The organism is Methylobacterium sp. WL18 (genome assembly GCF_008040015.1).
Lineage (GTDB): Bacteria > Pseudomonadota > Alphaproteobacteria > Rhizobiales > Beijerinckiaceae > Methylobacterium > Methylobacterium mesophilicum.
This window is the reverse complement of sequence record NZ_VRVD01000132.1, coordinates 1-9577: the sequence shown is the minus strand read 5'-3', so window position 1 is coordinate 9577 and position 9577 is coordinate 1. Positions and strand designations below refer to the sequence as shown.

The following is a 9577-nucleotide window of genomic DNA, read 5'->3' as shown; positions in this document are numbered from 1 at the left end:
TGCGACGCGGTCCTGGCCCATCCCGGCGACCGGCGGAACATGGCGGCACTCGCCCGGGCTGCTGGGGCCTCGCCGCGAACGCTGGCGCGGCTGGCGGAGCGCGAGCTGGCAGTCCCGTTCTCGGTCTGGCGGCAGCAGGCCCGGGTCCTGGCCGCACTGCCGATGCTGGTCGGGGGCGGATCGGTCGCCGAGACCGCGGCCGCTTTGGGATACGACACGCCGAGCGCCTTCGCTGCGATGTTTCGGCGGATCATCGGAACGGCTCCGGCCGCCTATCGGGCCCAGGGCGCGGATTCCGTCGTCGCCTTCGGACGAGCCCTACAGATGCGCGAGGCCGGCCGTTCCGGTTGACGCGGGCTCGCGGTGCGTCCACATCTGTACCGATCGGTACAAACTGCGAGGATACGCCCATGTCGGACCGCCCGCCTTTGCCGCCCTTCACTTCGGAGACCGCCGCCCAGAAGGCCCGCATGGCCGAGGATGCCTGGAACGGGCGTGATCCCGAGCGGGTGTCGCTCGCCTACACGCAGGAGAGCGTGTGGCGGAACCGGAACGAATTCCTGTCGGGGCGCGCGGCGATCGTCGCGTTCCTGCAGCGCAAGTGGGCGCACGAGCTCGAATACCGGCTGATCAAGGAACTCTGGACCTGCGGCGGGGACCGGATCGCCGTGCGCTTCGCCTACGAGTGGCACGACGCGGCCGGGCAATGGTTCCGCTCCTACGGCAACGAGAACTGGGAGTTCGACGCGCACGGGCTGATGCGCCGCCGGCTCGCCAGCATCAACGATCTGGCGATCGCCGCCGCCGACCGGAAGTTCCACTGGCCGCTCGGCCGGCGCCCCGACGATCATCCGGGCCTGAGCGGGCTCGGCCTCTAGACCCGGTGACGATGCGGACCGAAACGCTGCCGGTGCTCGCGGAGGTGTTTCGCGAGCACGGCTACGCGGGCGCCAGCCTGGCGCTGATCGGCAAGGCCACCGGCCTGGGCAAGGGCAGCCTGTATCACCTGTTCCCGGGCGGCAAGGCCGAGATGGCGGCCTGCGTGCTCGCCGAGATCGACGCGTGGTTCGAGGCCAACCTGTACCGGCCGCTGCGCGAGGCGGACCGGCCCGAGACCGCGATCTCGGACATGTTCACGGCGGTCCATACCTATTTCCGGTCGGGGCAGCGGGTCTGCCTCGTCGGCGTCCTCGCGCTCGGCAGCGACCGCGACCTGTTCGCCGAGGCGGTGCGGGGCTACTTCGCCCGCTGGGTCGCCGCCCTCGCCGACGCCCTGCGGCGTGCGGGGCACGGTGAGGCGGCGAGCGCCGCGCTCGCGGAAGAGATCGTCGCGCAGATCCAGGGGGCGATCGTGCTGGCGCGGGCGCTCGACGAGCCGGCGGTCTTCGCTCGCGCGCTGGACGCGCTGCGGTCGCGGATCGCGACCGCAGCGGGCTGAGGCGCTGCCTCAGGCGGCGGTGCGGCTCTCGACCATCCGGGCCAGGAAGGCGCTGCCGATCGGGATAACCGTGTCGTCGAAATTGTAGCTGGCATTGTGCAGGCCCGGACCGGGGTTCGAGCCAAGCCAGACATACGCGGCCGGCACCGCCTGGGCCATGTCGGCGAAATCCTCGCTGCCCATCTTCGGGGCGGCATCCGCCTCGACGTTGTCGGACCCGAGGAGTTCGGTCGCCACTGCGGTGGCGGCGGCCGCCTGCTCGGGCGCGTTCTCCAGAACGGAGAACATGTCGTGGATGTCGACCTTGATCTCGGCGCCGTACGCGGCGGCGAAGCCCGCGGCGAGTTCGCGCATGCGGGTTCCGGCGAGCGCCCGGAGTTCCCGGTCGAAGGTGCGGATCGTGCCGGCGAGCTGCGCCGTCTCCGGGATGACGTTGTAGGCCGAGCCGGCCGAGATCCGGGTGATCGACAGCACAATCGACTTCAGCGGATCGGCGTTGCGCGAGACGATCGACTGAAGCGCCTGGGCGAGCCCGGTGGCGATCACGATCGGATCGATGCCGCCTTGCGGATGGGCGGCGTGGGCGCCCCGGCCACGGATGTGGATGTCGAAGAAGTCGGCCGCCGCCATGAGTGGCCCGGGGCGCAGCTTGATCCGCCCGTGGCCGCCGCCCGGCTGGTTGTGCAGGCCGTAGATCTCGTCGCACGGGAAGCGCTCGAACAGACCGTCCTTCAGCATCGCCCGGGCGCCGCCGCGGCCCTCCTCGGCGGGCTGGAACACGAACACGGCCGTACCGTCGAAGTCGCGGGTCTCGGCGAGGTAGCGCGCCGCGCCGACCAGCATCGTGGTGTGGCCGTCATGGCCGCAGGCGTGCATCTTGCCCGGGTAGGTCGAGCGATAGGGGAGGTTGGTCTCCTCCTCGATCGGTAGGGCATCCATGTCGGCACGCAGGCCGATCCGACGACCGTTGTCGGTGCGACCCTTCAGGAGCCCGACCACGCCGGTGCCGCCGACGCCGCGATGCACCTCGCAGCCGTACTGCTCCAGCAGGTCGGCGACGATGCCGGCGGTGCGCACCTCCTCGAAGCCGAGTTCCGGGTGAGCGTGCAGGTCGCGGCGCAGGGCCGTCAGCTCGTCGGCATAGGTCTTGATGTGGTCGATCGGGCTCATGTGCTCGGGCTCTCGGGGGACGAAGGCGTGGACCGGGCCGCAGCGTCGCCGACGGCGTCCGCGTCGGTGCGCCGGAACGGCGTGAGCGTGTCGAGGACGTCCACCGCCTCGGCGACGTGGGCCCGCTCCCGCTGCAAATAATCGGCCACCGCCCGGCGGAAGGCCGGGTCGGCGATGTCGTGGGCGGAGTGCATCAGCACCGGCCTGTAGCCGCGGGCCAGCTTGTGCTCCCCCTGCGCCCCGGCCTCGACCCGCTTCAGACCGCGGCTGATCGCGAAATCGATCGCCTGATAGTAGCAGATCTCGAAATGCAGGAACGGGTGGTCCTCGATGCAGCCCCAGTTGCGCCCGTAGAGCGCCGTGTCGCCGATCAGGTTGATCGCCCCGGCGATGTAAGGGCCACCGCGGCGGGCCATGATCAGCAGCACCCGGTCGGCCATGCGCTCGGTCAGCAGCGAGAAGAACCGGCGGTTGAGGTAGGGGCGCCCCCATTTGCGCGCGCCGGTGTCCATGTAGAAGCCGTAGAACGCGTCCCAATGGGCCTCGGTGATGTCGGCGCCGGTCAGGTGCTCGACCGTGATCCCGGGGGCCAGCGCGTCGCGCCGCTCCTTGCGGATGGTTTTTCTTTTTCGGGACGCGAGGGCATTCAGGAAATCATCGAAGCTCGCGTAGCCGGCATTCTCCCAGTGGAACTGCTGGTCGGTGCGCTGCAGGAAGCCCGCGGCCCCGGCCCGCTCCCACTCGGCCTCGCGCATGAAGGTGACGTGGATCGACGACGCCTTGGTCTCGGCCCGGAGCGCCCGCAGGCCCGCGACCAGGCCGGCGGTCGCCTCGTCCGGATCGGCCCCCGGGGCGATCAGGAAGCGCGGGCCGCTCACGGGGGTGAACGGCACGCTGACCTGCAGCTTCGGATAATAAGCGCCACCGACCCGCTCGTAGGCGTCGGCCCAGCCGTGATCGAACACGTACTCGCCCTGGCTGTGCGACTTCAGATAGCAGGGTGCCACCCCGAGCAGCGTGCCTTCGCGCTCCACCGCCACGTGGAGCGGCAGCCAGCCGGTCTTGCGCGCGACGCAGCCGGAGTCTTCCAGCGCCGACAGGAAGGCGTGCGAGACGAACGGGTTGTAGGTCTCGTCGCCCGCCGCCAGGGTCTCGGGGGAGAACGCGCAGGCATCCCAGGCCGCCGCGCCGATCTCCTTCAAGCCGGTCATCGCCCGCACGGTGAGTGAGGAGGTCTCCGGCGCCGGCCCGGGTGCTTGCTTCATGCGTCCAATCTAGCCGGGGCGGACAGCCGGGCAAGCGGGCGGATGCGCGCGGCTGCCCGGCGGACTTGTCAGATGGACGACGGCGTCACACCGTCGGGCGGCAAAACCGAACCGCCCGCATCGATCACGGAACGAAGCCCTCGAACACCATCTGGTCCGCGTGCGCGCCCGCGCGGGCGCGCTGGTCCTCGGTCCGCACCGTCCAGGCCATCACCGGGATGCGGCTGAGGAGTCGGCACAGGTAGGTCGGCGCGCAGGGCAGGTCGTCGACCCGCCACGACAGGAAGTCCGGCCGCGAGTCCGAAAAATGCAGCAGGTTGGACAGGGCCCGGCGCGTCGCCCAGGGCATGCCGGCATAGGCCGGGTCGTCCTGGGTGGTCTCCGCCACGATCCCCCGGGGTATCGCGGGCGGGCAGAGATCCCGCAGGGCGGCCACCACCTGCGGGTCGAAGGACTTCATCGCCACGGGGCCGCCCGAGGCGGCGGCGATCTCGGCCGCGCGGGTCGCCAGCCGCAGGTCTCCATCGTAGCGGGACTTGACCTCGATCACGACCGGCACGGCCCCGGCCACCGCCGCCAGGAAGGCCGACAGGGTCGGGATCGTCTCGGCGGTCCCGCCGACAACGAGCGCCCCGAGTTCGACCGCCGATTTGGTCCCGATCGCCTCGCTCGCCCCGGTCAGCCGGCCCAGCGCCGCGTCGTGGAACACCATCGCCTCGCCGTCGGCGCTCAGTTGAACGTCGCATTCGATGGCAAAGCCCCCCGCCACCGCCGCGCGCGCGGCGGCCAGGGTGTTCTCCGGCCGGCCCGCCGCCCGGTCGTGCAGCCCGCGATGGGCGATCGGCCGCGCGGTGAGCCAGTCTGGTGCGGCCACGCTCACCGGACCTCGAAGATGGCCTCGACCTCGACCGCGGCGTCGAGGGGCAGTTCGGCGACGCCGACCGTCGAGCGGGCATGGCGCCCGCGATCGCCCAGCAACTCGACCATCAGGTCGGAGGCGCCGTTCATCACCCCGGCCACAGCGGAGAAGCCCGGGGCCGCATTGATAAAGCCGCCCAGCCGCACGCATTGCTCCAGGGCCCGGTCGAGGTCGCCCACCGCGGCTTCGAGCTGGGCCAGGACGTTGAGGGCGCAGAGCCGGGCCGCCGCCTTGCCGGCCTCGGCCGAGACGTTGCCGCCGACCTTGCCCTTGTGCTCGGGGGCGATGGTCCCGTCCGCGCCGAAGCAGACCTGGCCGGAGATCACCACGAGGTTGCCGGTGCGCACGAAGGGCACGTAGTTGGCCACCGGCGCCGCCGCCTTCGGCAGGGTGAGGCCCAGGCTCTCCAGACGGTCCTTGATCGTGCTCATCAGAATCTCCCATGCTGACTCGGCTCGGCGGGAGCAGGAGCATGCCCGCCCCCCGCCGCGCAAGGGGACCGGGGCATCGTCCCGAAAGGTGGCCGCCGGCTTTCGGAAAAAAGAGGATGCGACCCAAGAAGCGAGCGCGGCGTGCCGTTTCCAGGATCCGGAGCGACGCGCTCGTCCGGTGTCACACCGCTGAAATCCGATCCGCGCAAGCATCGCGCAGAGCTGCCGCGCACCCTGGACCGACGTCCCAACGTTGACAGGAGGCGGTCGTTTCATAGTAATCGCGCGCGTGCCGCCCATGACGAGGCGGCACTTTCATTTGGGGCCGGCACAATGCTTGCTCCGGTGCCTTGAGAGACGGAGACGGGATCCGTGACGTCAGCCCTTCTGCCGACCTACGTCCGCGCGCCGCTCGCCTTCGAGCGCGGCGAGGGCGCCTGGCTCGTGACGGAGGCCGGGGAGCGCTATCTCGATTTCGGCGCCGGCATCGCGGTCAACGGCCTCGGCCATGCCCATCCGCACCTCGTCGGCGCGCTCACCGAGCAGGCCGGCCGGATCTGGCATACGTCGAACCTGTTCGAGATCCCGGGCGGCGAGCGCTTCGGGCAGCGCCTCGTGGACGCGACCTTCGCGGACGTGGCGTTCTTCTGCAACTCGGGGGCAGAGGCCAACGAGGCGGCGATCAAGATCGCCCGGAAGTACCACGCGGCCGGCGGCAATCCGGAGCGCTACCGGATCGTCACCTTCGCGGGGGCCTTCCACGGCCGGACCCTTGCGACGCTGGCGGCCGGGGGCCAGCAGAAATACATCGAGGGTTTTGGGCCCAAGGTCGATGGATTCGACCAGGTCCCGGCCGGCGACTTCGCGGCTCTGGAGGCGGTGATCGGCCCGGAGACGGCCGCCCTGATGATCGAGCCGATCCAGGGCGAGGGTGGCGTGCGGGTGATCCCGCATGCGGACCTGCGCCGCCTGCGGGAGATCTGCGACGCGCACGGCCTGCTGCTGATCATGGACGAGGTCCAGACCGGCGTCGGGCGGACCGGCAAGCTGTTCGCGCACGAATGGTCCGGCATCACCCCGGACATCATGAGCGTGGCCAAGGGCATCGGCGGCGGCTTCCCGATGGGCGCCTGTCTCGCCACAAGCGAGGCAGCCCGCGGCATGACCGCCGGCAGCCACGGCACCACCTTCGGCGGCAACCCGCTTGCCATGGCGGTGGGCAACGCCGTGCTCGACGTGGTGCTGGCGGATGGGTTCCTCGAACGCGTCGCCCATGCCGGGCTGCTGCTCAAGCAGAAGCTGGCCTCCCTACGCGACCGCCACCCGCACGTGTTCCAGGAGGTCCGCGGCGAGGGCCTGATGCTCGGCCTCAAGCTCGGCGTGCCGAACACCGATTTCGCCGCCGCCGCCCGGTCGGCCCACCTTCTGGTGATCCCGGCGGGCGACAACATCGTCCGCCTGCTGCCTCCGCTGATCGTCGGCGACAGCGAGATCGACGAGGCGGTCCGGCGGCTGGACGAGGCCGCCTCCTCCTTCGAAGCCCTGCGCGGGGCGGCCGAATAGCAGGCCGATTCCGCTTCTACGAATCACCGCCCTGCGCCGCGTTCCGGTGCCGGGCGGTGCGAAGCATTTTCGGGCACGGTCGATCCCGCCGTGCGTGACGAGAATGCCCCTCACCAGGAGATAGAGTGTCGTTCATGATCAGGTGATCGTGGAGCAGGCTCTAGCGAACGTGACGCGATGAAAGCCCAGATTGACGGCCGGGCGCGTGCCCCAGTCCCGCACCCGAACGGTGCCGGCCCCCGCCACTTCCTCGACCTCAAGGACTTCTCCGGAGCGCAGCTGCGCGGGGTGCTCGATACGAGTGCGGCCATCAAGGCGCGCCGCCGCAAGGGTGAGCGCTCCGCCGAGCGCCCCTTGGTCGGAAAGACCCTCGCGATGGTGTTCGACCGGCCCTCGACCCGGACGCGCGTCTCGTTCGACGTGGCGATGCGCGAGCTCGGCGGCGAGACCCTGATGCTCACCGGCTCCGAGATGCAGCTCGGCCGGGGCGAGACCATCGGTGACACCGCCCAGGTGCTGTCGCGCTTCGTCGACGCGATCATGATCCGCATCCTCGACCACGGCCAGATGCTCGAACTGGCCGAGCACGCCACCGTGCCGGTGATCAATGCCCTGACCAAGGTCTCGCATCCCTGCCAGATCATGGCCGACGTGATGACCTTCGAGGAGCATCGCGGGCCGATCAAGGGCCGTACGGTGGCGTGGTCTGGCGATTCGAACAACGTCCTGGCGAGTTGGGTCCACGCGGCCGCGCGGCTCGACTTCACGCTCAACATCGCGAGCCCGCCGGAACTCGCGCCCCCGCCCGGCCTGATCGCCTGGGCGAAGCGCGAGGGTGCCACGGTCAATGTTGGCACCGATGCCTTCGCGGCCGTGGCCGGTGCCGACGCCGTGGTGACGGATTGCTGGGTCTCGATGGGCGACGACGACGAGGGTCACCGTCACAACCTGCTGAACCCCTACCAGGTGAACGCCAAGCTGATGGCCGCCGCCAACCCGGACGCGATCTTCATGCACTGCCTGCCGGCCCACCGCGGCGAGGAGGTGACGGCCGAGATCATGGACGGGCCGCGCTCCGTGGTGTTCGACGAGGCCGAGAACCGCCTGCACGCGCAGAAGGGGATCCTGGCCTGGTGCCTGGGTGCGGAGACGCCCTGACCTCAGGCTCGCACACCGCACCGGTCCCGATTTCCGGGGCAGGGCGGTCGCGAATTTCGGAATGCCGCCCCATATACGGGTGAGCGGGCGGCTTTCGCGGCTCGCGTCCCCATCACGGCTGCCGGACGGCAGCATCCCGGCGACGGATGTGGCGCGATGCGCCCCCTCTCCCGTGCCGGCGCGGGCGGGGTGAGGGAACAGATCGCTCCGGACGAGTCCTCTTCCTCACGCCATTCCCCTCCCTGCGGGAGCGGGATCCGCGCCCCGGCCTGTCGGAGCGGCCGTCGCGGGCGCCGAATGGATCGATCGGAGCGGGCATGACCTCAGGAACAGAGTCGCAATCCCAGGCGCAGGCGGTCGGCAACGGCCACGACGGCGCGGACGATGCCGTGCTGCCCTTTGCCGTGGAAGCCCTCGACGTACGCGGACGGCTGGTTCGGCTCGGCCCGGCGGTGGATACGATCCTGCGCCGTCACGGCTACCCGGATGCCGTCGCCCGGCTCCTGGGCGAGGCCGCCGCGCTGACCGTGCTGCTGGGCTCGTCGCTCAAGTTCGAGGGCCGCTTCCAGCTCCAGACCAAGACCGACGGCCCGGTGGCGATGATCGTGGTCGACTTCGAGGCGCCCGATCGCCTGCGCGCCACCGCGCGGTTCGACGCCGACCGGGTCACCGCCCTGGGCGAGCGCCCGCTGAAGGATGCCGACCTGATCGGTGCGGGCCACCTCGCCATGACCATCGACCAGGGCTCCGCGTCCAGCCGCTACCAGGGCGTCGTCGCCCTTGAGGGCCAGAGCCTGGAGGAGGCCGCGCACCAGTATTTCCGCCAGTCGGAGCAGATCCCCACGCAGGTGCGCCTCGCGGTCGCCGAGGCCGTGGAGGAGGGTGCCGGCCGGTGGCGCGCCGGCGGCCTGATCGTGCAGTTCCTGCCGCAATCGATCGACCGGGCCCGTCTGGCCGACCTGCCGCCGGGCGACATCCCGGAGGGGCACACGCACCTGTCCGGGCAGGCGGTCGAAGACGATGCCTGGGTCGAGGCGCGGTCGCTCGTCGGCACCGTGGAGGACCACGAGCTGGTCGATCCGAGCGTGTCCAGCGAGCGCCTGCTCTACCGGCTGTTCCATGAGCGCGGCGTGCGGGTGTTCGACCGTCAGCCGGTGCACGAGGCCTGCCGCTGCTCGCGTGAGCGCGTGATGGGCATGATCCGCTCGTTCTCACCGCAGGAGCGGCACGACATCGTCGCGGATGACGGGCGCATCGTCATCACCTGCGAATTCTGCTCCCGCCGCTACGACCTCGACCCGCAGGAGGTCGAGGCCGAGATCGGTGAGCAATCAAACCAGTAGATGCCGAGCCCGAGAAGCCGATCCGCCGGTCTTCGCGCCACACGACAGCCAAGCTTTTCGCGCGAAACGCAGATGCTTCAGTATTCGTTGCGCTGATTTTTAGGTACCTCGCATAGAACCGTTTCGGGACCTTCGACGTTGCGTGGCTGCTTCACTATCGGAGGAGACGCCATGCGAACGTTGTCGATCGGGTTGGCTGCGCTGTTGATCAGCACCTCGGCCTATGCGCAGCAGCCGGCCGGGGCCGATCGCGGCACCGAAACAGCCGGCCGGGCCGGGCCGCAGGCTGG

10 protein-coding genes are annotated in these 9577 nt (G+C 70.4%); 6 read left to right on the top strand and 4 right to left on the bottom strand.

Going from position 1 to position 9577, the window contains the following annotated elements:
- The 3 genes from FV228_RS12180 to FV228_RS12170 all read left to right on the top strand — a co-directional run.
- The coding region (locus FV228_RS12180; protein ID WP_147854863.1) for a helix-turn-helix domain-containing protein at positions 1-351 on the top strand (351 nt) is incomplete at its 5' end.
- Positions 352-410: 59 nt separating this feature from the next.
- Positions 411-878 (top strand): nuclear transport factor 2 family protein, encoded by a 468-nt coding sequence (locus FV228_RS12175; RefSeq protein WP_147854862.1) that lies wholly within the window; start codon positions 411-413, stop codon positions 876-878.
- A gap of 11 nt (positions 879-889) precedes the next feature.
- Positions 890-1438 carry a TetR/AcrR family transcriptional regulator gene (locus tag FV228_RS12170; RefSeq protein ID WP_147854861.1) on the top strand — a complete coding sequence of 183 codons (549 nt, stop codon included), beginning with the start codon at positions 890-892 and terminating at the stop codon, positions 1436-1438.
- Between the two features lie 9 nt (positions 1439-1447).
- On the opposite strand, the gene FV228_RS12165 is transcribed toward FV228_RS12170, so the two are convergent.
- From FV228_RS12165 to FV228_RS12150, 4 genes are all read right to left on the bottom strand, one after another.
- Positions 1448-2608 carry a M20 aminoacylase family protein gene (locus FV228_RS12165; RefSeq protein ID WP_147854860.1) on the bottom strand — a complete coding sequence of 387 codons (1161 nt, stop codon included), beginning with the start codon at positions 2606-2608 and terminating at the stop codon, positions 1448-1450.
- Complete coding sequence (locus FV228_RS12160; RefSeq protein WP_147854859.1) at positions 2605-3873, bottom strand: GNAT family N-acetyltransferase; 1269 nt, start codon at positions 3871-3873, stop codon at positions 2605-2607. Before FV228_RS12160 ends, FV228_RS12165 begins: the two co-directional genes overlap by 4 nt.
- 124 nt (positions 3874-3997) lie before the next feature.
- On the bottom strand, positions 3998-4747 hold the full coding sequence (locus FV228_RS12155) for a glycerophosphodiester phosphodiesterase family protein (RefSeq protein ID WP_147854858.1): 750 nt from the start codon (positions 4745-4747) through the stop codon (positions 3998-4000).
- Positions 4748-4749: 2 nt separating this feature from the next.
- The gene (locus FV228_RS12150) at positions 4750-5223 is read right to left on the bottom strand and encodes a RidA family protein (RefSeq protein WP_147854857.1); all 474 of its coding nucleotides are present in this window, start codon (positions 5221-5223) and stop codon (positions 4750-4752) included.
- 372 nt (positions 5224-5595) lie between these two features.
- On the opposite strand from FV228_RS12150, the gene FV228_RS12145 reads away from it, so the two are divergent.
- The 3 genes from FV228_RS12145 to FV228_RS12135 all read left to right on the top strand — a co-directional run bounded on the left by FV228_RS12145 (position 5596) and on the right by FV228_RS12135 (position 9287).
- A complete protein-coding gene (locus tag FV228_RS12145; protein ID WP_147854856.1) occupies positions 5596-6786 on the top strand; it encodes an aspartate aminotransferase family protein in 1191 nt (396 codons plus the stop codon).
- Positions 6787-6963: 177 nt separating this feature from the next.
- Positions 6964-7944, top strand: a complete 981-nt coding sequence (gene argF, locus FV228_RS12140) for an ornithine carbamoyltransferase (protein ID WP_147854855.1) — start codon at positions 6964-6966, stop codon at positions 7942-7944.
- Between the two features lie 317 nt (positions 7945-8261).
- The gene (locus tag FV228_RS12135; RefSeq protein ID WP_147854854.1) at positions 8262-9287 is read left to right on the top strand and encodes an Hsp33 family molecular chaperone; all 1026 of its coding nucleotides are present in this window, start codon (positions 8262-8264) and stop codon (positions 9285-9287) included.
- Positions 9288-9577 lie beyond the last annotated feature (290 nt).